The 23,576-nt window shown below is 70.9% G+C and carries 16 protein-coding genes; 7 read left to right on the top strand and 9 right to left on the bottom strand.

Annotated features, from left to right (window positions below):
- Positions 1-80: 80 nt before the first annotated feature.
- Genes AB0N02_RS11645 through AB0N02_RS11635 form a run of 3 tightly spaced genes read right to left on the bottom strand, consistent with a single transcriptional unit; the run spans position 81 to position 3,758 of the window.
- Positions 81-1,031, bottom strand: coding sequence for a hypothetical protein (locus tag AB0N02_RS11645; protein ID WP_363945041.1), 951 nt, complete (start codon positions 1,029-1,031; stop codon positions 81-83).
- Positions 1,028-2,224, bottom strand: coding sequence for an MFS transporter (locus AB0N02_RS11640; protein WP_363945039.1), 1,197 nt, complete (start codon positions 2,222-2,224; stop codon positions 1,028-1,030). Before AB0N02_RS11640 ends, AB0N02_RS11645 begins: the two co-directional genes overlap by 4 nt.
- Positions 2,225-2,273: 49 nt before the next feature.
- The gene (locus tag AB0N02_RS11635; protein WP_363945038.1) at positions 2,274-3,758 is read right to left on the bottom strand and encodes a DNRLRE domain-containing protein; all 1,485 of its coding nucleotides are present in this window, start codon (positions 3,756-3,758) and stop codon (positions 2,274-2,276) included.
- A gap of 459 nt (positions 3,759-4,217) precedes the next feature.
- Here AB0N02_RS11635 and AB0N02_RS11630 point away from each other — a divergent pair, with 459 nt between their 5' ends.
- Both AB0N02_RS11630 and AB0N02_RS11625 read left to right on the top strand, forming a co-directional pair.
- On the top strand, positions 4,218-4,694 hold the full coding sequence (locus AB0N02_RS11630) for an NUDIX hydrolase (protein WP_363945037.1): 477 nt from the start codon (positions 4,218-4,220) through the stop codon (positions 4,692-4,694).
- A 282-nt stretch (positions 4,695-4,976) separates the two neighbouring features.
- On the top strand, positions 4,977-6,077 hold the full coding sequence (locus AB0N02_RS11625; RefSeq protein ID WP_363945036.1) for a L,D-transpeptidase: 1,101 nt from the start codon (positions 4,977-4,979) through the stop codon (positions 6,075-6,077).
- A gap of 571 nt (positions 6,078-6,648) precedes the next feature.
- Here the strand turns inward: AB0N02_RS11625 and AB0N02_RS11620 are convergent.
- The 3 genes from AB0N02_RS11620 to AB0N02_RS11610 form a co-directional block, all read right to left on the bottom strand.
- Positions 6,649-7,857, bottom strand: coding sequence for an AI-2E family transporter (locus AB0N02_RS11620; protein WP_363945035.1), 1,209 nt, complete (start codon positions 7,855-7,857; stop codon positions 6,649-6,651).
- 107 nt (positions 7,858-7,964) lie between these two features.
- A complete protein-coding gene (locus tag AB0N02_RS11615) occupies positions 7,965-9,182 on the bottom strand; it encodes a hypothetical protein (RefSeq protein ID WP_363945034.1) in 1,218 nt (405 codons plus the stop codon).
- Positions 9,183-9,293: 111 nt separating this feature from the next.
- Positions 9,294-10,808: a phospholipid carrier-dependent glycosyltransferase gene (locus tag AB0N02_RS11610; protein WP_363945411.1), complete on the bottom strand. Its 1,515-nt coding sequence runs from the start codon at positions 10,806-10,808 to the stop codon at positions 9,294-9,296.
- A 217-nt stretch (positions 10,809-11,025) separates the two neighbouring features.
- Here AB0N02_RS11610 and rsmI point away from each other — a divergent pair, with 217 nt between their 5' ends.
- Positions 11,026-11,880: a 16S rRNA (cytidine(1402)-2'-O)-methyltransferase gene (rsmI, locus tag AB0N02_RS11605; protein ID WP_363945033.1), complete on the top strand. Its 855-nt coding sequence runs from the start codon at positions 11,026-11,028 to the stop codon at positions 11,878-11,880.
- Between the two features lie 130 nt (positions 11,881-12,010).
- Here rsmI and AB0N02_RS11600 read toward each other — a convergent pair whose 3' ends face one another.
- A complete protein-coding gene (locus tag AB0N02_RS11600) occupies positions 12,011-13,558 on the bottom strand; it encodes a hypothetical protein (RefSeq protein WP_363945032.1) in 1,548 nt (515 codons plus the stop codon).
- Between the two features lie 101 nt (positions 13,559-13,659).
- Here AB0N02_RS11600 and AB0N02_RS11595 point away from each other — a divergent pair, with 101 nt between their 5' ends.
- Genes AB0N02_RS11595 through AB0N02_RS11585 form a run of 3 tightly spaced genes read left to right on the top strand, consistent with a single transcriptional unit; the run spans position 13,660 to position 17,654 of the window.
- Positions 13,660-14,916 (top strand): glycosyltransferase, encoded by a 1,257-nt coding sequence (locus AB0N02_RS11595; protein ID WP_363945031.1) that lies wholly within the window; start codon positions 13,660-13,662, stop codon positions 14,914-14,916.
- Positions 14,917-14,952: 36 nt separating this feature from the next.
- Positions 14,953-16,734 (top strand): methionine--tRNA ligase, encoded by a 1,782-nt coding sequence (metG, locus tag AB0N02_RS11590; protein WP_363945030.1) that lies wholly within the window; start codon positions 14,953-14,955, stop codon positions 16,732-16,734.
- Positions 16,735-16,793: 59 nt separating this feature from the next.
- Complete coding sequence (locus AB0N02_RS11585; protein ID WP_363945029.1) at positions 16,794-17,654, top strand: TatD family hydrolase; 861 nt, start codon at positions 16,794-16,796, stop codon at positions 17,652-17,654.
- A gap of 21 nt (positions 17,655-17,675) precedes the next feature.
- Here AB0N02_RS11585 and AB0N02_RS11580 read toward each other — a convergent pair whose 3' ends face one another.
- Together AB0N02_RS11580 and AB0N02_RS11575 are read right to left on the bottom strand one after the other, a co-directional pair.
- Complete coding sequence (locus AB0N02_RS11580) at positions 17,676-19,223, bottom strand: hypothetical protein (RefSeq protein ID WP_363945028.1); 1,548 nt, start codon at positions 19,221-19,223, stop codon at positions 17,676-17,678.
- The gene (locus AB0N02_RS11575; protein WP_363945026.1) at positions 19,220-20,896 is read right to left on the bottom strand and encodes a serine/threonine-protein kinase; all 1,677 of its coding nucleotides are present in this window, start codon (positions 20,894-20,896) and stop codon (positions 19,220-19,222) included. Before AB0N02_RS11575 ends, AB0N02_RS11580 begins: the two co-directional genes overlap by 4 nt.
- A 1,420-nt stretch (positions 20,897-22,316) precedes the next feature.
- On the opposite strand from AB0N02_RS11575, the gene AB0N02_RS11570 reads away from it, so the two are divergent.
- Positions 22,317-23,348 (top strand): hypothetical protein, encoded by a 1,032-nt coding sequence (locus AB0N02_RS11570; RefSeq protein WP_363945025.1) that lies wholly within the window; start codon positions 22,317-22,319, stop codon positions 23,346-23,348.
- Positions 23,349-23,576: the final 228 nt, after the last annotated feature.

Below are 23,576 nucleotides of genomic sequence, written 5' to 3'. Positions count from 1 at the left end.
GGGGAAAGGACGAGATCCCGTCCGATCTCTCGATCGGGCGGGATCTCGGTTCTTCCGGGGAGACGTGGCCGGGGAGGCCGTCAGCGGCTGGTCGGGGGCTCGGGGGGTGACGGGGAGTTGGCCCCGGGGATGAGCAGGCGGGGGGAGCCGGTGCCGTCGGCCGGGACCGACCAGGTGTTGTTGGTGCCGTCGCTGGTCTGCAGCGCGTAGGCGACGGTCCGGTCGTCCAGCCAGACGGCCTGGTCGTCCACGCTGTGGGTCTCCGCCAGGGGGGTGATCCGCTGGGTGGCCAGGTCCAGGACGGACAGGCGCCAGCCCTTCTTGGGGTCGGCGTCGACGGCCGACTTGTAGGCGATCCGGGTGCCGTCCGGGGAGAGGGACGGGCACTCGACGTTCTCGCGCAGCGTCCGGACGGTCTTCGCCGCGAAGTCGCCCTCGACCAGGTAGCGGTGGCCGTTCGTGGACAGCGTCGCGTAGAAGCGGTTGTCGTCGCCGGTGAACGTGACGCCCCAGAAGTTGACGTCGGAGTTGCGGTACGGGCGGCCGTCCACCGTGATGGTGAAGTCCTCCAGCGTTTTCACCAGCCGCCCGGTACGGGTGTCGAGGATGCCCGCCTGGGTGGAGAAGCCAGTGGTCGCGTAGGAGTGCCCGTCGATGAACAGCGTCCAGGCGACCATCCGGCCCGTGGACGAGACGCGCAGCCGGTTCGGGAAGCCCTTCAGCGGCAGGGCCGTACGCTGGCGCAGGGAGGCGTCCATGACGACCAGGCCGGTGGCGCTGAGCGGGCCGACGGGCTTCAGGCAGGCGACCGTCCCGGCGGTGCTGTAGGCGCGGTCGCACTGTACCTCGGTGACCTCGCGCGGGCCGCCGGGGTCGGAGGCGGAGACCGTCGACAGACGGCCGTTGGTCAGTACCTGAAGGCGCGGGCCGTCCTTCAGGGGGCCGGAGCGCGCGGCGACGGGCTGGTCCTTGGCGAGCGCCGTGTAGGTGACGACGACTCCGGCGAGCAGCAGGGCGGCGAGGGCCGTCACGATGACACGGGTGCGGATGCTGAGAGCGATCGTGACTCCTTGGTGACGAGGAGGACGGTGATGGGCAGGGCGACCGCGGTGGCGCAGGCGGCGGCCAGGCAGGCCGGCCCCGGTCCCCACGCCTGCCAGGCCAGCCCGAACAGCACCGACGAGACGACATAGGCGAGGGCCTGGCCGCTCTGCACGAGCGCCAGGCCGGTGGCGCGCAACTCCGCCGGGAACATCGACCCGGCCAGCGCCATGAGGACGCCGTCGGTGGCGGCATAGAACGTCCCGTAGAGCGCCAGCACGAGGACGACCAGCGGCCAGCCCCCGAGCGGGCCGTCCAGGAGCAGGTAGACGCCGATCAGTGTCGCGTTGCCGCCGACGAACACCTTCAGCCGTCCGATCCGGTCGGCCAGTCTGCCGAGCGGGGCGGCCAGCAGCAGGTAGACCAGGCTCGTGCCGACCGCCAGCATCGGGAACCAGCCGATGCCCAGCTCCACGCGCCGCTGCAGGACGAGATAGACGAACCCGTCGCCGATCGTGACGAGGCCGAGCAGGCAGGCGGCGAGCAGCAGGCGGCGGCGCCCCAGCCGGGCCACGGCCCGCCAAGACACCGCCGACGGGTGGGGCCGCGCCGACCGGGTGTCCGGCACGAACAGCGCGAGGATCAGTACGGCGAGCAGCGCGACGCAGAAGCTCGTCATGAAGACGGCCCCGAACGCCCCGCCCGCCAGCGCGAGCACGCCGAGCGTGACCAGCGGCCCGAGGAAGGCGCCGACCGCGTCCATCGTCCGGTGCACCCCGAACGCCCGGCCGAGCTGTTCCGGAGGGGTGGCGAGGGTGATCAGCGCGTCACGGGGAGCCGTGCGCAGTCCCTTCCCCGCCCGGTCCGCCGTGATCACCAGCCCGATGAGCGGCCCGGAGGCCCCCGCCGCGAGCAGCCCCAGCTTGGCGAACGCCGACAGCCCGTAGCCGACTCCCGCCACGGCCTTGTGGCGGCTGACCCGGTCGGCGACGTACCCGCCGATCAGCCGCAGCAGTACGGTCGCGCCGGTGTACACGCCGTCGATGACGCCGTAGGCCGCCGGGCTGAACTGCAGCCCGACGACCAGGTACAGCGGCAGGATCGCGGTCACCATCTCGGCCGACACGTCCGTCACGAGACTGACGGTGCCGAGCGCGAACACGGTGCCGCTGATGGCTCGCATGGAGCCACCGGCGGCCCGGCCCCTGTCAAGGGTGGAGAGATACACGTGGCTAGTGGCAGGCGGTGGTGCCGCTGTCGGTGAAGGTCTTCCCGGCCTCCGGCACGAACTGCCAGCTGTAGCTGCTCGGGTTGAGGGTGAGCTTCAGGACGCCGTAGGTGTCACTGTTGCGGACCTCGCTGTTGGCCAGGATGGTCCCGAACCCGTAGTGGCTCGCCCCGCCGGACCCGACGACGAAGTGCCGGATGCCGCGCGCGTTGTCGAGCTGGTTGGACGGGTTGATCGGCGCGAACCGCTCGTACTGGTGGTTGTGGCCGGTCAGGATCAGGTCGGCGTTGTTGTCGTACAGCGCCTGCACCAGCGGTGCGACCGAGGTGTCGGGCGAGTGGTTGGAGCCGGAGGTGTAGCGCGGGTGATGCCACATCGCCACCGTGCACGGCTTGCCGCTGGCGGCGAGGTCGGCGCGCAGCCACTTCTCCTGGGTGGACCCGGCGCTGCAGCCGCCGATGGCCGAACAGTTGGAGTTCAGCACGATGACGTGCCAGTTCGAGCCGAGGTCGTAGGAGTAGTAGCCCTTGGACGGGTCGCCCGCCGAGGCGCCGAAGTAGCCGTAGTAGCCCGTCGCGCCGGAGGTGTTGTAGTCGTGGTTGCCCGGCACCGGCCTGGTGCGAGCCTTGTGACGCCCCCAGGTCGGGTTGTAGTAGGTGTTGAACTCCGAGGTCGTTCCGCTGTCGTAGACGTTGTCGCCGAGCGTGAAGACCGTGCCGGGGATGTTGTCGAGCAGCGCGGCGGTGGCGGTGTCACCCGAGCCGGAGTTGGAGATGTCGCCCGCGCCGACCAGCACCGGGGCGTCACCGGACGTCGGGGTGACGGTGGGGGTGGGGGTGACGGTCGGGGTGACGGTGGGGGTGGGGGAGGAGGTGGGGGTGACGGTCGGGGTCGGGGTCGGGGTGGAGCCCGCGTCGGTGGTCACCACGAGCTGGGGAGCGGTCGAGGCACCGCTCTCCCGCGAGTCGTAGTCCGCGCCGTCCGAGCTGGAGGAGGTGACGCCGATGCTGTAGGTGCCGTTGCCGGTCACGTAGGACGTCACGTCGATCTCGTACCAGGCGTTCCGGGACACCGAGCCGAGCGTGCCCAGCGTGGCCCCGTCGATGGCCGGCTGGTTGTTCCACGTGGTGCCGGTCTCGGACCAGGTGGTGTCGCTGACGCCCTTGAACGTGCCGCCGTTGCCGCTCTGCGAGCCGCTCACGTCGTCGGTGTGGACGCGCAGCTTGACGCTGCTGATCGTGCCGGTGATCCCGGAGACGCTGAACCGCAGGAAGGTTCGCTTGACCGGTGAGTTGTCGATGCCGAACTGTCCGGACGTACCGTAGTTGGTGCTGGTGTTGCCGTTGTCCACATAGGTGTCCGCCACCGGGTTGAAGGTGGTCGCGGCGGCGTTCGCCACGCCTCCGGACAGGGCCACGGCCGCGAACACGGTCGCACCGCCGACGATGACGGACATGGAGACCGCCGTGAAGGACTTGCGTCGGAACATACGTTTGCTCCTCGTGCATGGAATGGGGGGCAAACTCGGACGGTAAATCGCCAAATGCTCGCTCCGATGAGCACAGGTGAATCAAGTGGAGTCCGGAAGGTTAATGACCCGCGCATCGGCGAGGACACGCGGTGCGACTTTACAGGTCGTCGGACTTTCGGGTTATGGAATTGTCGGATCATCCGCGCGCCGATCGAGCCGCCACGGCCGGTCACGGACGTCGCGGGCACTGACGCCTCTTCAAGACTCTTCGCGCCGCGCGGCCCCGACGATCCCGCCGCGCGGCGTCCGAGGGTCCCACCGCGGGCTCCCGGCCGCCGGTGAAAGCCGCCAACGTCCTGCGGGGTTCACCGGCTCGCCGAAAGGCGGTTCCCGACGCCGGGGCGGCCGCTCCCGACGCCGGGGCGGCCGTTCCCGAGTCCCCGGTCCGGCGGGCCGGATTGCCGTATGGTCGAGATCATGAGCGGTCAGGAGTCCCCCGCCTTCGCCCGTCCCCGAGCCGCGGCGGGCGCGCTCTTCTTCGACGGAGACGGCCGGGTCATGCTCGTCGAGCCGTCCTACAAGGAACAGCGGGACATCCCCGGAGGCTTCATCGAGCCGGGGGAGACCCCGTACGAGGCATGCGTGCGGGAGGTCGCCGAGGAGCTGGGCATCCGGCCGCCGATCGGCAGGCTCCTCGTGGCCGACTGGGCGCCCGATCCGAACGAGGGCGAGCTGGTCCTGTTCGTCTTCGACGGCGGTGTGCTCGACGCGGAGACGCTCGCGCGGATCGTCTTCGCCGACGGTGAGATCGTCGCTTTCCGCTTCCATCCGGCCGAGGACCTGGACGGTCTGCTGATCGACCGGCTGGCCCGCAGGGTCGGGGCTGCGCTGCGGGCCCGCGAGCTCGGCGAGACCGCCTATCTGGAGCACGGCCGGGTGCTGCCGGCCGGGTGACCGGCTCTCCTGGCGGTTCCGCTCCGTAGGCGGAGCCGCCTCTCCGGAGTGCCCTCCGCGCGGCTCTTTCCGGCGTGCCCTCCGTGCCGCTCCTTCCGGTGTGCTCCCCAGGTCGCCTGAGGGTCCGTGAGGGCGCGCGGAGCGGCCAGGCTAAACCTGCGAAACACACTGTTACTTGATCGTTATGGCGCTAGGTACGCATATTTCGGGCTTCGGTTGTCTCACATATGGAACGCGTTGGCGCTGAATCCGGCGCGAAAGCACGTATATGAGGAGTAGACCGTGAACACCCTCAGGCGGACGGCCCAGGCCTCGCTTGCTCTCGTGGCCCTCGTCACCGTGGCCGCCTGCTCGGCGGAGGGGAGCACCTCCGCCCAGCCCGCCGCACCCACGCCCACGCCGACGTTCGTCAGGAGCGCCGCCAAGGCGCACCCCCGGTCCCCGGTGGGCGGCGCGGCCATCAAGGCGAAGGTGGCGAAGCCGGTGCTCGACATCGCGGACATCACGCCGATGGACGAGAAGGTGGAGAAGATCGGCGTCGGTTCACCGATCATCGTCACCTTCGACAGGGCGGTCGCCAACCGGGCGGCTGCCGAGGCCGTACTGCAGGTCCAGGCGGAGAAGCCGGTCGAGGGCGCCTGGCGCTGGGTCTCCGACCGCAAGGTCATCTACCGCACCAAGACCTACTGGAAGCCGCACCAGAAGGTCCTCTTCACCGCCCGGCTCAGCCAGATCCCGGGCAACCAGGAGGCCAAGGACGTCAGCCGCCGTTTCGCGATCGGCACGGCCAACATCTCCATGGTCAGCACCGGCAGGCACATCATGAAGGTCTATCGGGACGGCAAGCTCGCCAAGACCATCCCGATCAGCGCGGGCCGCGGCGGCATGGTCAAGAACGGTGTCGACGTCTATCTGACCACCAGCGGTGTCCATCTCACGATGGGCAAGAAGGCCGTGGAGACCATGACCTCCTCGTGGCTGGGCGTCACCGACCCCAAGGACCCGCGCTACTACAAGGAGGAGATCCCCTGGGCGGTGCGGATCTCCGACAGCGGTGAGTACGTCCACCAGAGCGCGGGCTACTACCAGTTCCTCGGCCGCTCCAACCAGAGCCACGGCTGCGTGCGCGCCACGCCCGAAGGGGCCAAGTGGTTCTACGGCATCGCCCAGCGCGGAGACGTCGTGAAGATCGGCGGCACCAAGCGGAAGCTCGACTGGCGCAACGGCTGGGGCTTCTGGCAGCTCAGCTGGAGGCAGTGGAAGCAGGGCAGCGCGCTGCCCGCCACCGGTCCCACCGCGGCCCCCACCGCCAGTCCCAGCGCGCCCCCGGCCACGGACCCGGCCACGGACGACCAGCAGGAGGGGCAGACCGGCGGGCTCTGACCCCGTCCCGTCCCGTTTCGCCGATCCTCGGGAGACGGCGGCACGGGCCGGACACGTCTCGGACAGAGACGGAAGGGGCCGGTGGAAACCTCCACCGGCCCCTTCCTTTTGGGGTCCGTCAGGGCAGGCCGCCACAGGCGACCGGCCCCGAGCGGTCATGGGGGCGGGGGACCGTTGATGCTCCAGCCGCATCTGCCGGCGGTGAAGGGCCGGTCGAGGCGATGGAGCTCGGTCGGGCCCACGCGGATGTGGGGGCCGAGGCGGCCGTCGTCGGCGGTGGAGTCGTCAGGACGAACATCGCTGTCGTGACGAGCCGCCGACGCGGTGCGGTTCCAGGGAGTGCCGAGCAACTTCACGTCCTCACCAGCCTTCCCCGTCGGAGACACAGATCGATCTCAAGCGTGATGTGGAGCCGTGGAGGTCGTCACCCCGCACGCCGGTTTCCCCACGCCCGAGCATGCCGGGTGAGGAGGGGAAAGTCGTTGCCGATTTCCGCACGGTTGTTGCTGATTTCTGCATCACCGCGCGGTGTGCCGGGACGGCGATGCGGATCGGCCGGGAGCCATGAGAGTCAGGCCCGTTCCTGCCGGGGAAGGACCACCTCGCGGACGATGAGCAGGATCGCCGCGACGAGGGGGATGCCCAGCAGGGCGCCGACCACGCCGAGCAACGCGCCGCCGAGCAGGGCGCCGACGATCGTGGCCAGGGGCGGGACGTCCACCGAACTCCGCATCACGCTTGGCGCGATCCAGTAGTTCTCGATCTGCTGGTAGACGGTGAAGAAGATCACGCAGACGACGCCGACGGTGGGGGAGACGAAGAACCCGACGATGGAGGCGGCCCCCGCGCCGATGAAGGCGCCGACCATCGGGATCAGGTCGGTCAGGGCCACGACCAGGGCGAGCGCCAGCGCGTAGGGAACCCCCATCAGGATCAGGAAGAAGAAGGCGGCCACTCCGGCGATCAAGGAGACGATCAGGTTTCCGCCGACGTAGCCGCCGATGCTGTCGATGATCTGGTCGCCGAGCAGGCTCGCGCGGGTCCGGCGGGACCGGGGGACGAGGCGGTAGGCCATCTTCTTGAGCGAGTTCAGCGAGCCCAGGAAGTAGAGGGTCAGGACCAGCACCGTCAGCGCGTTGAAGACCGCCCCGATGATCACCTGTCCGAAGCCGAGCACGCCGCCGAACATCTGGCTGCCGAAGTCGCCGCTCGTCACGTACCGCTGGAGCTTCTCCAGGATCTGGAACCGCTGGTCCAGGTCACGGATCAGCGGGTTGTCCTGCAGTTCACGGACGTACTGCGGGACCTTCTCCATGAAGTCGGCCGACTGCGCGGTCAGCGGCGGCACCACGGCCAGCCCGAAGGCGGCGAAGACCGCGATGACGCAGAGGAAGACCGCCGTGATCGCGACCAGGCGGGGAAGGCCGCGTCTCTGCAGGCCCTCGACGGCCGGGTTCAGGCCGATGGCGAGGAAGAGGGAGACGGTGATGAGGATCAGCACCGAGCTCGCCCCCATGACGGCCTGCACCAGCCACCAGGCGGTGAGCACGCCGAGGGCGGCGGTGAAGCCGAAGACGAAGGGGTTGCCGCGTATCGGCCTGCCCGGCCTGCCGAAGGGGAGATCGGAGTCGCCCCCGGGGGCGGGTGCGGTACTCCCGGCTTCGAGTGGAGTGTCCCCGGGGGCGGGCGCAGCGTTCCCGGCCCCGGGCAGGGCGGGCGGGCGCACGGGGCCCGCCGAGGTGAGGAGCGGTTCGGGTGCGGGGGTGGTGGGCTCGGACACGCCGCACAGCTGCCCGTTATGTGGCGAAATAGTCGGCTCTATGGAGATACCACGGAGACGACCGTTCCGGAGGGCTCGCCACCGGGGTGGCGAGTGCTCCGGGGGTGTCAGGACATGTTGACGTACTGGCGGGGACGCAGCGCGTGGCTCCGTAGCGCGGCCAGGGCGGCCGACCGGCCCGCCGGGGTCAGCTTGCCCGCCACCCGCAGGCCGAAGGCGTCCAGGCGTCGTCCCAGCTCCGCCAGCGAGGCGTCCACCTCGGAGGTCTGCCACTCCTCACAGTCGATCACCGCCGCGACGTGGTCGCGGTCGGCGGGCGAGCCGTCGGCGAGCAGCATCAGCGCCACCTCCCTGGCCGAGGACCTGAACTCGTGATCTCCCGACGCGGGAGCCAGCAGCAGCGCCGCCGCGGCGGTCTCCCAGAGCAGGTCGGGGTCCTCCAGCAGGCGCCGTCCGGTCGAGGTCGTCACCAGCCGCCTGCCCGTACGGCGCAGCGCGCCCATCTGCGTCTGGGCCACCTCGCGGGCCGCGGCCAGCTCGGCGGCGCTCCAGGTGCTCTCGGCGAGCACCGAGCGGGCCAGGTTGTGCCGCTGGGTCAGCGGGATGCCGCCGGGCATGCGGCCCATCCTCAGCAGCCAGCGCAGCGCCTCCAGGTGGTCCTCCGCCGGGGCCGGGATCGGGGCGTGCAGGCACACCTCGAAGGGCTGGGCGAGCTTGCGCCAGGCGCTGCCCCGGCCGAGCACCCAGCGGTTGAGCCGCTCGCCCTGGACCCGGTGCAGCCAGTTGTCCCCGCCCAGCTCGGGGCGGGGCGTGGTGAGCCACAGGCGGGTCAGCCCGCCCCGCTCCGGGGAGTCGGGGGTCAGCTTCCCCGAGACGATGGCGAGCTCCAGTGCGGCCGAGCACGCGCCGTGCGCGCCCAGCTCCTCCGGGCCCATGATCGAGCTCCAGCGCAGCTCGGGGACGTCGGGCGGGAGCACTCCCGTGGCGTTCAGGGCGCTCTGGTAGGCGGCCGTTCCGGCCTCCTCCCCCGAGCGGGCGTACGTGCGCAGGATCCGGGTGGTCGTGGGCGAGGTGCAGATCGTGGCGTAACGCTCCAGACCGCCCAGCCGCAGCAGGGAGCCCAGCGCGCGGGCGATCGCGGTACGGTCGCCGCCGACCTTGGTCGGCAGCGTGTACCAGAGGAACTCGCACACGTTGAGCTCGGTGATCGTCTCCAGCGGCTCGCCGCCGGTCAACCAGTCGATGGCGCTCCGGGCGTGCTCGGCGTAGTCGGGCTCTGACCGCTCCAGCTCGGAGAGGAGCGCGGCCACGTCCGGTGCAGGCATGCTTCGAAGTCTGCCGTATACGGGCCTGCCCTGACGATGAACGTGACGTAATGGATCGTGCACGTCGCCTACCCTAGGAAATCAGTGCTAAGCGGATCATGAGCGGAACGCTCAGATCCACCCCTTCTTGAAGAGCATGCGGGCGTTCCACTCCGCGTAGGGGATGGTTTCGGCGGTGAGCACCGGGTAGAGCCACCAGAAGTTGATGATCGCGAGCACCGCGAAGCCGCCGACGATCGAGGCGCCGACGATCCGCCGCGACGACGGGGCGTCCACCGGGCCGATGACGAGTCCGGCGGCGAGGGTCAGGGCGAGGATCATGAACGGGACCATGGTGATGGCGTAGAAGATGAACATGGTCCGGTGGTCGGTGATGGCCCAGTAGAACCAGGGCAGCCAGCCCGCGACGTAGGCGAGCAGGACGGCTCCGGCGCGCCAGTCCCGGGTGGCGACGTACCAGGCGATCATCGCGATGAGGGCGACGAGCCCGCCGTACCAGATGACCGGGGTGCCCACGCCGAGCACGGCCTGGGAGCAGGTGTCGGCGCCGCACCCCTTGGGGCTCTCGTAGAAGAACGCGACCGGGCGCAGCAGCAGCGGCCAGCTCCACGGATCCGACTGGTAACCGTGCGGGGTGGCCAGGCCGGTGTGGAAGCTCAACACCTGGAAGTGGTAGTTCAGCCACGACCTGAGCGAGTCGAAGACGAAGAAGGCCGGCCCCTGGGAGGTGGCCTGGGCCCAGTTGCGGCCCCAGCCGGTCGCGGTCACGAACCACCCGGTCCAGGAGACCAGGTAGGTCAGCGCCGGGGCCAGGGCCATGGCCCCCAGCGCGGTCGGCAGGTCCTTGACGAACGCCCCGCTGTACGGCCGGCGCAGGCCGACGGCGCGACGGGCCCCGAAGTCCCAGAACAGGGACAGCAGGGCGAAGGCGATCAGGTAGAACATCCCCGACCACTTGACCGCGCACGCCGCGCCCAGGCACAGGCCGGCCGCGATCCGCCAGGGCCGCAGCCCCAGCCAGGGACCCTGGTCGCCCAGCGGCGAGGACTCGTACCAGTCGACCAGCCGCCCCCGCGCCCGGTCACGGTCGACCACCAGGCAGGCGAACCCGGCCAGCACGAAGAACATCAGGTAGATGTCCAGCAGCGCGGTGCGCGACAGCACCAGGTGCAGGCCCTCGACCGACAGCAGCAGCCCGGCCAGGCAGCCCAGCAGGGTCGAGCGGGTCATCCGGCGCGCCACCCGGGCCAGGATCAGGATCGACAGCGATCCGACGAGCGCCCCGACGAACCGCCAGCCGAACGGCGTCATGCCGAACAACTGCTCGCCGATCGAGATCATCCATTTGCCCAGCGGCGGATGGACGACGTAGGAGGCGCATTTGTCGATTTCACTCGGCGCGCAATGCTGCCAAATGTCGCTGTTGCCGTCTATCAGGCGCTTGTTGGCGTCCTCAAGCATGTTGCGTTCGGCGCCGAAGTTGACCAGTGACCACGCGTCTTTGGCGTAGTACGTCTCGTCGAACATCACCGCGTTCGGGCGGCCCAGATTGACGAAACGGAGGATCGCGCCGAAGGCCGTGACCAGCAGTGGGCCGAGCCAGCCCCACAGGGCGCCGCCGGGCATCGGCGGCACCAGCCGGTCACGCACGGAGCCCGCCGAGCCGCTACTCGGCTGGGTTTCCGGCTCTTCGAACGCCTGGTCGGGGAAGTCAGTCACGGCCACCCGGCCATCGTACGGGCCCCTTCGTCCCTGGAACCTAAGAAACACCGCCTACATGTCTAATTACGGAACTTCTCCCCCCACTTGTGGAACTTCTCCCCACGGCGGGATCCCGCTCCGGATGCGGGAGGATGGGAAGGTGAACGACAACGGCAGGCTGGTGCTGGCGGGGGCTCCGATCGGGCGGGCGGGCGACGCCTCGCCCCGGCTGCGCGAGGCGCTGGAGACCGCCGACGTGGTCGCGGCCGAGGACACCCGCCGCCTGCGGCGCCTGGCCGGCGAGCTGGGCGCGGAGATCAGGGGCCGGGTCGTCTCCTACTACGACGCCAACGAGGCGGGCCGGGCCGCCGAGCTGCTGGGGACGCTCCAGGAGGGCGGGACCGTCCTGGTCATCACCGACGCGGGCATGCCGGGTGTCTCCGACCCTGGTTACCGCCTGACCAGCCTGGCCGTCGAGGCGGGGATCACGGTCACCTCGCTGCCCGGCCCCTCGGCGGTCACCACCGCGCTGGCCGTGTCCGGGCTGCCCAGCGACCGGTTCTGCTTCGAGGGCTTCCCGCCGCGCAAACCCGGCGAGCGCGCCCGCAGGCTGGAGGCCCTGGCCGGGGAGGAGCGCACGATGGTGTTCTTCGAGGCGCCGCACCGGCTGGGGGCCGCGCTCGGGGCGATGGCCGAGGCGTTCGGGGCCGACCGCAGGGCCGCGGTCTGCAGGGAGCTGACCAAGACCTACGAGGAGGTACGGCGCGGCGGCCTGGGCGAGCTGGCCGCGTGGGCGGCCGGCGGCGTCAAGGGCGAGATCACCGTGGTCGTCGCCGGGCACGTCCCCGACGCCGTGCCGCCGGCGGTGGAGGACCTGGTCGCCGAGGTCGTGCGCCGCGAGGAGACGGGGGTGCCCAGGAAGCAGGCGATCGTGGACGTCGCCAAGGCGGCGGGGATCCCCAAACGCGATCTTTACGACGCCGTCCACCGCGGGTGATTTATCCCCATAACTTTCCGGACGGGGTTAACGAGAGGGCGATGCCCGCCTCCCGTACCGGGAAACCCCCGGCCGGGACCGCCGGGCCCCGGCCCGCCGGAGGCGGCACGTCCGCCACCCGCCGGCGAGGTCATCCCCCGCTCGGAACGGTCGCCACGGACGTCCCCGCGTCGGTGGATCCGGCGGATCCGCCGGGCCGGGTGAAACCGCGCCGCAGCGTGATCGCGGCGGCCAGGCAGGCCAGCGGTACCGCGGGCAGGACGTAGCGGTAGTCGAACTCGGCCGTCGCAGCGGGGGCCAGGATCAGGCCGAAGGCCCCCAGCCACGGCAGGAGCACCGGGCCGCCCAGCCTGCGCCAGCGCACCACGACCCCGGCCAGGCCGATCAGCAGCAGAACGCCGACCACGATGCCGGGCAGCCTGATCGTCTGCTGGTAGCCCTGCATGAACTTCGCCCACGGGTCGTGGACCTGGGTGCCGATCACGCCGGGCTTGCCGCGGATCTGCGCGGTCGGCAGGCCGGGGTCGTAGAGCTGGGCGTCGTGGTCGCTGGTGCCCCGGTAGGAGGACCAGTTGGGCAGCACCTTGCCCTCGGGCAGGAACTCGTACTGCCGGTAGGTGTTGGCGTCGGGGAACTGCGGCCGGTCCCAGCGGAAGGCGCGGAAGAAGTCTCCGGCCATGACGGCGAGATAGTCGAGCGGCTGGGCGAGGATGGCCCGCTTGGCGAAATCCCCCGCCGCCCGGTTGATGTCGGGGGTGAAGGTGGTGTCCGGCCCGAAGGCGTGGAAGCGCTGCCCCGGCTGGGCCCACCAGAGGTACTTCTGCCCGGAGAAATGACGCTCGCTCGGCGGGGCGCTGATGCACAGCAGCGCCAGCTCCAGCTCCTTACGCGGGTCGATCTTCATCGCCTTGCAGTCGGCGAACAGCGCGGTGCGCATGTACAGGATCGCGCCGTCGCTGTTGGTCATCGCGAAGTTGCCGTACGCCGAGGCGAACCAGGCCATGTAGCCGATCACCGGGACCGCGCACGCGGTGACCATGGCGGTGATCGGCCTCCAGCCGGTCCGCTTGACGAGCATGTAGGCCACGACCAGGGCCAGGATGGGCAGGCCGATCGACCTGGTCAGCGCGGTGAACGCGAGCAGCAGCCCGATCACGGCGCCCAGCCGCCAGGACATCTCCCGGTGCCACAGCACCAGCACCACGATGCCCACGACCAGCAGTATGAACATCGCGTCCGACATGACCAGGTGCTCGAGCTGGATCTGGTAGGCGTCGAACAGCACCGGCAGCGTGGCCAGGGTCGCCCCCCAGCCGGGCAGGCCGAACCTCCTGCGCAGCAGCGCGTAGATCAGCACCGCGATGCCCAGCCCCATCAGGTGCTGGGTGAAGACCACGACGGTGAAACTGTGCAGGGGCCGAAGCAGCAGCAGCCAGAAGGAGTAACCGTTCGGACGCAGGGCATTGGGCCTGTCGGGGTTGATCGCCCCCGAGACATAGCCGAAGGAGTCGTTGAACCACAGGGCGGGGCCGTAGCCGAGCATGGTGACGACACGCAGCAGGAACGCCAGCGCCACGGCCGCGACGAACAGCCGGTGGCGCCCCAGGAGCGTCCACACGCGTGTGATCACACCCGCCGGAGGCGCCTTCAGGCGTGGTGGTTCGGTGACGGTCACCATGCATTACAGGATGCCAGCCGTTTCACGGAGTTGACCCGCGCGGTAGACGATAAAGGGCATCATGATGAGGTTGGGCTGTGCCGTAACTGAAAGGTTGAGACGTGGAACTGACCGTGGTCATGCCTTGCTTGAACGAGGCGGAGACCGTGGAGACCTGCGTACGCAAGGCACTGGCCTGCATGCGGGAACACGGCATCGACGGAGAGGTCCTGATCGCCGACAACGGCAGCACGGACGGCTCTCAGCAGCTCGCACGCGACGCGGGGGCCCGCGTCGTGCACGTGGACGCCAAGGGGTACGGCAACGCCCTCATGGGCGGAATCAGGGCCGCCCGCGGCAAGTACGTCATCATGGGCGACGCCGACGACTCCTATGACTTCACCGCGCTGCTGCCGTTCGTCGAGCAGCTGCGCGACGGCGCCGACCTGGTGATGGGCAACCGTTTCAAGGGCGGCATCGCCCCCGGCGCCATGCCCCCGCTCCACCGCTACCTCGGCAACCCGGTGCTGTCCTTCATCGGGCGCCTGTTCTTCCCCAGCGCCATCGGCGACTTCCACTGTGGCCTGCGCGGTTTCCGGCGCGACTCGATCCTCAAGCTCGGCCTGCAGACCGGCGGCATGGAGTTCGCCAGCGAGATGGTGGTGCGCTCGACGCTGTCCGGGCTCGACGTGCGCGAGGTGCCGACCACGCTCTCGCCGGACGGCCGCTCCCGCCCGCCGCACCTGCGCTCCTGGCGCGACGGCTGGCGCCACCTGCGCTTCCTGATGCTGTACAGCCCGCGCTGGCTGTTCTTCATCCCCGGTCTGATCCTGATGACCGTCGGCCTGGTCGCGGGCGCCGCCCTGACCTTCGGCCCGGTCTACATCGGCAAGCTCGCCTTCGACGTCGACACCCTGGTCGGCGCCTCGGCGGCCGTGGTGATCGGCTTCCAGGCCGCGCTGTTCGCCCTGTTCACCAAGGTGTACGCCGCGGAGGAGGGCTTCCTGCCCGAGGACAGGCGCGTGCGCAAGCTCGTCGACATCGTGACCCTGGAGAAGGGCCTGGTGGCCGGAGGCCTGCTGGCCCTGGCCGGTCTGGCCGGTCTGGTCGCCTCGCTGGCCCACTGGCAGACGCGCAGCTTCGGCCCGCTGATCCCGTCGGAGTCGCTGCGTCTGGTCGTTCCCTCGGCCACCGCGCTGATCATGAGCTTCCAGACCATCTTCGCCGCGCTGTTCATCAGCATCCTCGGCATCCGCCGTACCAAGGAGACGCCGATCGACGTGGCCGCCTCCGCGGCGGAGGAGGCCGCCCAGGCCGTCAGCATGAGCGGGGGGGACGAGCCGGAGCGGGCGGCCCGCCAGGAGAGTGCCAAGGCCTGACCCGCACCCCCATAGGCGTCCTTTAGGCTTGGCATCATGTCCCAGCACATCCTGACCGCGGTCGCGTGGCCCTACGCCAACGGCCCCCGCCACATCGGGCACGTCTCCGGATTCGGCGTGCCGTCCGACATCTTCAGCCGCTACCAGCGGATGGCGGGCAACAAGGTCCTGATGGTGAGCGGGACCGACGAGCACGGCACGCCCATCCAGGTGCAGGCGGACAAGGAGGGCCTGACCGCCCGCCGGCTCGCCGACCGCTACAACCGGGTGATCGCCGAGGATCTCCAGGCCCTGGGACTGTCCTACGATCTTTTCACCAGGACCACGACGGACAACCACTACGCCGTGGTCCAGGAGATCTTCAAGGGGCTGTACGACAACGGCTACGTCTTCCCCAAGACCACGATGGGGGCGATCTCCCCCTCGACGGGCCGCACCCTGCCCGACCGCTACATCGAGGGCACCTGCCCGATCTGCGGCTACGACGGCGCGCGCGGCGACCAGTGCGACAACTGCGGCAACCAGCTCGACCCGATCCAGCTGATCAACCCGGTCAGCAAGATCAACGGTGAGACGCCGATCTTCGTCGAGACCGAGCACTTCATGCTCGACCTGCCCGCCTTCGCCGAGGTGCTCGGCGGGTGGCTGCAGTCCAAGCAGGGCGACTGGCGGCCCAACGTGCTGAAGTTCGCGCTCAACCTGCTGGGCGACCTGCAGCCCCGCGCGATCACCCGTGACCTCGACTGGGGCGTGCCGATCCCGCTGGACGGCTGGCGCGACCAGCCGAACAAGCGGCTCTACGTCTGGTTCGACGCCGTCATCGGCTACCTCAGCGCCTCCATCGAGTGGGCCCGCCGCTCCGGCGACCCCGACGCCTGGCGGCAGTGGTGGCAGAACCCCGACGCCCGTGGTCACTACTTCATGGGCAAGGACAACATCGTCTTCCACGCCGAGATCTGGCCCGCGCTGCTGCTCGGCTACAACGGCCAGGGCGCCAGGAACGGCACGCCGGGCGCGCTCGGCGAGCTGAGCCTGCCCTCCGAGGTCGTCTCCAGCGAGTTCCTGACCATGGAGGGCCGCAAGTTCTCCTCCTCCCGCCAGGTCGTCATCTACGTCCGTGACTTCCTGGCCCGCTACGACGCCGACGCGCTGCGCTACTACATCGCGGTCGCCGGCCCGGAGAACCAGGACACCGACTTCACCTGGTCGGAGTTCCTCAACCGCAACAACGGCGAGCTGGTGGCGGCCTGGGGCAACCTGGTCAACCGCTCGATCTCGATGGCCGCCAAGAACTTCGGCGCCATCCCCGAGGCGCACGACCTGACCGACGCCGACCGCGCCATGCTGGAGCGCAGCCGCGGGGCCTTCCCGAAGGTCGGCGCCGAGCTCGAACGCTCCCGCTTCAAGAACGCCACGAACGAGGCGTTCGACGTCATCCGCGAGGCCAACAAGTACCTCGCGGAGCAGGAGCCGTGGAAGATCAAGGACGACCCCGAGCGGGTCAAGTCGATCCTCCACGTGGCCCTGCAGGTCGTCGACGACGCCAAGACGCTGCTCACCCCGATCCTGCCCTCCTCCTCCAACAAGATCCACGCCATGCTCGGCGGCACCGGCGTGTGGTCCGGGATGCCGGAGATCAAGGAGGTCGACGAGGAGGGCGGCCGGCAGTACCCCATCATCACCGGCTCCTACGAGGGCGAGGCACGCTGGGAGTCCACCCCGCTGCGGGCCGGGATCCCGCTCGCGCCGCCGACCCCGCTGTTCACCAAGCTCGACCCGAAGATCGTCGACGAGGAACTCGCCCGCCTCGGCGAGTGACCGTGCCGCATCGCGGCGCCGAAGGCGTCGCGATGCACGGGGCGCAATAAAATCTGCGGGTGAGCACGACGAAGCTTCCCACAGTCCCCGACCCCCTGGACGCCGAGGTGTTCGACAGCCACTGTCACCTCGACATCATGGTGGGCAACCGCCAGGCGTCCTCGGGGGATCCCGTCGCGCAGGCCGCCCAGGCGGCCCAGGCGAGCATCGAGGGCATCCTTGGCCAGGCTCGCTCGGTGGGGGTCACCAGGCTCGTCACGATCGGCTACGACCTGCCGTCGTCGCGCTGGAACGCCCGGACGGCCGAGCTCCACCCCGACGTCTACGCCGGGGTGGCGATCCACCCCAACGAGGCGCACGCCTCGACGCCGGAGGTGCTCGCCGAGATCGAGGAGCTCGCCCGCCTGCCGCACGTCAGGGCGGTCGGGGAGACGGGCCTCGACTACTACCGCGACTGGGCTTCGAAGGAGGACCAGCACGCCAGCTTCAGGGCGCACATCGAGATCGCCAAACGGACCGGCAAAGCCCTGGTGATCCACGACCGCGAGGCCCACGACGACGTGCTGCGCGTGCTGGCGGACCAGGGAGCCCCGGAGATCGTGGTCTTCCACAGCTTCTCCGGCGACGCCGAGATGGCCAAGAAGTGCGTCGAGGCCGGTTACTTCATGTCCTTCTCGGGACCGGTCACCTACAAGAACGCGGGCTACCTCCGCGAGGCCGCGGCGGTCGCGCCCAAGGAGCTGATGCTCGTCGAGACCGACGCGCCCTACCTCCCGCCGATGCCGCACCGGGGCAAGCCCAACGCCCCCTACCTCATCCCCATCACGCTGCGCTGCCTGGCCGAGGTCAAGCAGACCGACCCCGCCGGGCTCGCCGCGGCCATCAGCGCGAACGGGGAGGCCGTCTTCGGGTCCTGGTGAGCCGTCCCGTCACGGCGGGGGTCAGCCGACCGCGGCGCCGAAGTCGGCCGAGCCCCCGTCGTTCAGGGCGGGCACCCGGCCGGTTCCCGGGGACAGCAGGATGCCGGTGTCGTCGTTGCGGCCCAGCAGCGCCACCGCCCCGGAACTCCCGTGATCCGGCGCGCCGACCACCAGGCGGTTGCCGCTGAAGGCCACCGACCAGCCGAAGTGGTCGCCCGCCCCGCCCTGGTCGATCCGCCGGGCCCGCGCCGGATCCCCCACCGGGATGAGCCGTACGCCTCCCCGCCGGCCGGGGCCGCCGAAGGGCACCCCGACGGCCAGCCGGGCGCCGCCCTCCCCGGTGAGGGCCAGCGAGAAGCCGTACCCGTCGCCCGCCGCCCCCTCCGCTCCCTGGTCGAAGGTGGCCACGGGGGTGATCTCCTCGGTGGCCGAGGCACGGAAGAGCCGGACCAGGCCCGAGTCCTTCACCCGTCCGCCGTCGCCGAGCGGTGCGCTCACCGCCAGGTATCCCACGCCGTTCTCCTCCGCGTAGGCCATCGCGTAGCCGAACCGGTCGCCCGCGTGGGTCTCCACGACCTGGTGCAGGTCCCACTTCCTGGCGGCGTACTCCCCCTGGGAACCGGACACGTCGAAGAGCACGGCGATCGATCCCGAGTCGATCTCACCCTCCCCGTTCTGCCGCCCCGCCCCGTCGTCGTTCTCGTACGGCACGCCGACCGCGAGGTCCGGCTCGCCCGGGACACCGCCCAGCGCGCCGATCGCGACCGACCAGCCGAACATGTCCCCGATCTCGCTGTTGCCGGGCACCCCCGGGGTGTCCTGGGTGATCCGACGCCCTCCGCCGAGGGTGCCGGAGTCGAACAGGTAGACCGCGCCCGAATCGTCCGCTCCGTCGGCGTCCTCGTGCGGGGCGCCGACGGCGATTACGGAACCGCCGGAGGCCAGGGACCAGCCGAAATGGGCCTCGGCCTGCGGGTTCGGGGAGAGCAGGCGGACCGTTCTGGGGCGTGCGCCGCCGTACACGGCGTAGACCGCGCCCGCGTCCCGCAGTCCGGCCACGTCCGCGTACGGCGCGCCGACCAGCAGGTCGGCGCAGCCGTCGGCGTCGAGGTGGGTCATCCGCACCGACCAGCCGAAGCCGTCGCCCGCCTCCGGCGGGGACGCCCGCACGACCGTCCCGCTCTCCCCCCTGCCGAGCAGCACGTGGACGGCCCCGGCGCCGTCCCGCCCGCCGGGGGCGGCGAACGGGTCGCCGACGACCAGGTCGTCCACGCCGTCACCGTCGAAGTCGTTCGGTCCGGCGGACGTGGCACAGCTGGCGGCCGGGGCGGAGGGAGACGCGGGGAGAGAGCCGGAGAAGGCCACGGCGGAGGACGCGGGGAGAGAGCCGGAGGACGGACCGGAGAACACGGTGGAGGGTGGGGGAGGCGTGATGGGGAGCGGGGGATGCGCAGCGGGGAGTGGGGGAGACGCGGCGGGGAGTGGGACGAGTGCGGTGGAGAGTGGGGGAGGCGTGATGGGGAGCGGGACGAGCGCGGCCGCCACCAGCAGGGGGAGCAGGGATCTCATGACAGCCTCACCTCGATCGGCTGCCCGCCCTCGACCACCTGGCCGGTTAGCTTCGCCGGTCTGCGGTCCGGGGGCAGGTCGTAGATCAGCACGTCGTCCACCCTGCCACCGGGGGACAGGGCCGTCGGCGGACTCGCCGTGCCCGGTACGGGGCGGTGGGCCGTTCCGAGGTCGTCGACCAACGCGAGCGGGGTACGGCTGAGAGGGACCCGCCCGCCCCCGGTGTTGATCAGGGTCCACGCGATCACGCACAGCCGGCCCGTCGTCGCGGTCGTGCCCTCGTAGGAGGTCAGGCCGCACCGAGGGGGCCGCGGGACGATCAGCTGCGGATCCTCGATCAGCGAGCCGGTCGCGATCCGCCGCCCCACGTCGGTGACGCCTGTCGTGGTGCTCCCGGGAGGCGTCCGCCCGCCGGGTTCGTCACCCGCGCGGACCAGCACCGTGACCGTGACGGTGAGCGCCGCCGTCACGGCGATCCCGGCGAGCAGCCAGCGCCGCCGGGCCTGCCTGACGGAGGCGGTGAGGGCCGTGGGGCTCGACGAGGACACCGAGGACACCGGGGGCGCCGGGGACTCGGGGAGGCCGGGAGACCCGGCGGGGGCGGAGGCCGTACCGGCCGGAGGCGGAGCGGGTGTCGGGCGGGAGGGGGTGAGGGAGACGGGGGACACAGGGGACACAGGGGACACGGGGGACACAGCCGAGGCACCCGGCCGCAGGACGTTGAGGACCTGCGTGGAGTCCGGCTCCACATTGGCCGGGGGCCGCCACGACGTGCTCAGCACGTCGTCCGCGACCAGGGTCGGCGGATCGGCCGGGGCGGCGGCCGGGGCCGGTGCCGCGATGCCGCCGCCGACCAGGGCGATCAGCAGGTCCTGGGCGGTGGGCCGTTCCCCGGGCTCCATCATGGTCGCCCGGCGGACCAGATCGTCGAGCGGGGCGGGAAGCGTGCCCAGGTCGGGCGGCCCCTTCAGCAGCCGGGTCGCCATGGTGATCATGTCGCCCCGGCCGTAGGGATGGCGGCCGTTTCCGGCGTAGGCGACCAGGCAGCCCCAGGCGAAGACGTCGGCGGCCGGGGTGATCTCCAGGCCGCGCACCTGTTCGGGGGCCCACCAGCCCGGGGTGCCGAGCACCTCGCCCGACCGGGTGAAGCCGCGGGTCGAGTCCAGCGCTCTGGCGATGCCGAAGTCGATCACGCGGGGCCCGGACATGGACAGGATCACGTTGGCGGGTTTGAGATCGCGGTGGACCAGTCCGGCGACGTGGATCGCGGCCAGGGCTGCGGCGACCCCGAGGGCCACCCCGTGCAACGGGGCGGGCTCCAGCGCGCCGTACCTGCTGATCTGGCGGGACAGCGGCGTGCCCGCGATGTATTCGGTGACCATGTACGGCCGGCCGTCGTCGGCGTTCCCGTCGCCGAGCACCTGGGCGGTGCAGAACGACGCGACCCGCCGGGCGTTCCGCACCTCGGCGTGGAACCGGTCGGCGAACCCGTCCTCGACCGCGACCTCCGGCCTGACCACCTTGACCGCGACAGGTCGTCCGGCCGGGGTCAGCGCCAGATAGACGGTGCCCATCCCGCCCTCGCCCAGACGTCCGAGAAGCCGGTAGTCCCCGATCCGTTCGGGATCTCCGGGGCGTAACGCCTCGACACCGGGCTGATTGACGTCCTCCACGGGACGGATCCCTTCCTCGCCGACGACCCCCCGTACGGCAACGTTATCGGGCCGGAACGGGGGGCCGCTTTCGTGTGGGCACCGATTCTCGCGCGGGTTCTCGTGTGTCCCCGTGGGAGGAAGGGCGTCTGCGGCAGGCCGTACGGCCTTTTCACATCCCGGAGAGCCGTCCGGCCGTCCGGCCGCGAATTGTCGCGGGCAGCCGTTCGAAGGCTGTTTTCCGCCTCCGGTGAATTTCGAACAACAAATGTTCAGAGTGTCGTGGAGAATGGTGTGGCGACCGGGCGGGGTTGTGCCGGTGAATTTTCTCCGGGATGCGTCCGCCGGTCCTTTCTTTCGTTTGTGTGGGGTGGGTGGAGGGTGTGCTCCGGAGTGGTGGGCGATGATGTGTTTTGCAGCGGTGTGCGGCCGTTGTCCCGGTCGATGACCCTGTTCGTCAGGTGGGGAGGCTTGGTCCGCTCGATCCGGGTGATGCCGGAATCGGTGTTTTATATAGAGATTTGACGGGGTGGCGAGTAAAAAAACGCGTGTGCCTCGACCAACGTATCAGCAACGTTTGGAGGCTACTGTTTTCCGGGGTGTTCCGTCGAATCAAAATGTCCGTGGCGGAGTTTTTCATATATGCGCCCGGGGAGAAAACGCCCTGTGACAACTTTTGTGAAACGAACTCTGGCGGGTGGCGCGCTCGCCGGGGCCGTTCTTGTCTATTCCCCTGCTCCAGCAGGAGCCGATACGACGCCGGTCTGGCGCACCGCCCAGGAGGACGTCCACTCCGAGTCGAGTGGCGCCCCCCTGGACATGCCCGCCGGTCTCTCTTTCAAGGTGAAGCCCTACCAGGCCTCAACCGACACCCGTTCCATCTCAGCAGCAGCCGACGCCGACAAACCGGATCGCGGCCAGCCATCGACGGAGGCACGCCGGCAGGCGGTCTACATCCCACTGTGCAGATGGCTCCACATCCCGGAGTCTCTCTGCGAGGTTCCCGAAGGTCCTCCCGGGCCTCCCGGACCCAGGGGTCCCGCGGGCCCGACGGGTCCGACCGGCCCCAGAGGACCGCAGGGTCCCGCGGGCGCCAACGGCGCCACCGGCCCCGTCGGCCCGGCGGGCCCGGTGGGTCCGACCGGTCCCAGAGGACCGCAGGGGGCCGCGGGTACCGACGGTGCTCCCGGTGCGAGAGGACCGCAGGGTCTGCCGGGCGCCCAGGGAGCGCAGGGCGATCCCGGTCCACAGGGCCAGCCCGGTGACCCCGGCCCGCAGGGCGTCCCCGGCGTTCCCGGCATCCCCGGCATCCCCGGTCCTCAGGGGCCGAAGGGTGACACCGGCGCCAAGGGCGATCCCGGTCCTCAGGGGCCACAGGGTGACCCTGGTCCGCAGGGGCCGCAGGGCGATCCCGGTCCGCAGGGCCCGAAGGGCGACACCGGTGACAAGGGTGATCCTGGTCCGCAGGGTGACCCCGGTCCTCAGGGACCGCAAGGTGATCCCGGGCCGCAGGGCCCGCCCGGTCCGGCGGGTGCCGACGGCGCTCCGGGTCCGCAGGGTGATCCTGGTCCGCAGGGGCCGAAGGGGGACACCGGCGACCCTGGTCCGGTGGGTGCCACCGGTCCGGCGGGTGCCGATGGCGCTCCGGGTCCGCAGGGTGATCCTGGTCCGCAGGGTCCGCAGGGTGATCCTGGTCCGCAGGGTCCGCAGGGTGATCCTGGTCCGGTGGGTGCCACCGGTCCGGCGGGTGCCGACGGTGCCCCGGGCCCGCAGGGTGATCCCGGTCCCCAGGGGCCGAAGGGTGACACAGGTGACAAGGGTGATCCTGGTCCGCAGGGTCCGCAGGGTGATCCTGGTCCGGTGGGTGCCACCGGTCCGGCGGGTGCCGACGGTGCCCCGGGCCCGCAGGGCGATCCCGGTCCCCAGGGTCCGCAGGGTGACCCCGGTCCTCAGGGCCCGCAAGGTGATCCCGGGCCGCAGGGCCCGCCCGGTCCGGCGGGTGCCGATGGTGCTCCGGGACCGCAGGGGCCGAAGGGTGACACAGGTGACAAGGGTGATCCTGGTCCGCAGGGTCCGCAGGGTGATCCTGGTCCGGTGGGCGCTACCGGTCCGGCAGGGGCTACCGGTCCGGCGGGTGCCGACGGTGCCCCTGGTCCGCAGGGTGATCCTGGTCCGCAGGGGCCGAAGGGTGACACCGGTGACAAGGGTGATCCTGGTCCGGTGGGCGCTACCGGTCCGGCAGGGGCCACCGGTCCGGTGGGTGCTGTCGGTCCGGTGGGTGACCCCGGTCCGCAGGGTGCTCCCGGCCCCGAGGGGCCACAGGGCGATCCCGGTCCGCAGGGTCCGGCGGGTCCCACCGGGCCGCAGGGTCCGACCGGACCTCAGGGGCCGGTCGGTCCGGAGGGCCCGCAGGGGCCGGTCGGCCCGCAGGGTCCCGAAGGTCCTCCCGGACCGCCCGGTGGCGGTGCGCTGAGGACCGCCGGCTAGCCCCCGGCTCCGCCGGTCGCCGCGACTGATCCGTTCCGGCCGGGCCGGGCGCCTCGGAGATCGAGGTGCCCTGGCAGGAACGGCAGGAACGGTCGGCTGCGGACGGCCGGCGGTGAGACAGGGTGAGACAGCGAGAGGTGGGGGGGGGGGGGGCCCCCCCCCCGCGCGGTGGGCGGCGGGCCCCCCCCCCCCCCCCCCCCCCCCCCCCCCGCCG

Origin of the sequence: Streptosporangium sp. NPDC051022, from assembly GCF_040683035.1 — a bacterium.
In the GTDB taxonomy this organism is placed as follows: domain Bacteria; phylum Actinomycetota; class Actinomycetes; order Streptosporangiales; family Streptosporangiaceae; genus Streptosporangium.
Note: the sequence above shows the minus strand (reverse complement) of the source record. Positions and strands in the feature narration are given on the sequence as shown.

Bases quoted from the DNA above. Each gene is read 5' to 3' on its own strand.
- AB0N02_RS11640 (WP_363945039.1), bottom strand. From the start codon at position 2,224: ATGCGAGCCATCAGCGGCACCGTGTTCGCGCTCGGCACCGTCAGTCTC.
- AB0N02_RS11635 (WP_363945038.1), bottom strand. From the start codon at position 3,758: ATGTTCCGACGCAAGTCCTTCACGGCGGTCTCCATGTCCGTCATCGTC.
- AB0N02_RS11630 (WP_363945037.1), top strand. From the start codon at position 4,218: ATGAGCGGTCAGGAGTCCCCCGCCTTCGCCCGTCCCCGAGCCGCGGCG.
- AB0N02_RS11615 (WP_363945034.1), bottom strand. From the start codon at position 9,182: ATGCCTGCACCGGACGTGGCCGCGCTCCTCTCCGAGCTGGAGCGGTCA.
- AB0N02_RS11610 (WP_363945411.1), bottom strand. From the start codon at position 10,808: ATGCCCGGCGGCGCCCTGTGGGGCTGGCTCGGCCCACTGCTGGTCACG.
- rsmI (WP_363945033.1), top strand. From the start codon at position 11,026: ATGCGGGAGGATGGGAAGGTGAACGACAACGGCAGGCTGGTGCTGGCG.
- AB0N02_RS11600 (WP_363945032.1), bottom strand. From the start codon at position 13,558: ATGGTGACCGTCACCGAACCACCACGCCTGAAGGCGCCTCCGGCGGGT.
- metG (WP_363945030.1), top strand. From the start codon at position 14,953: ATGTCCCAGCACATCCTGACCGCGGTCGCGTGGCCCTACGCCAACGGC.
- AB0N02_RS11580 (WP_363945028.1), bottom strand. From the start codon at position 19,223: ATGAGATCCCTGCTCCCCCTGCTGGTGGCGGCCGCGCTCGTCCCGCTC.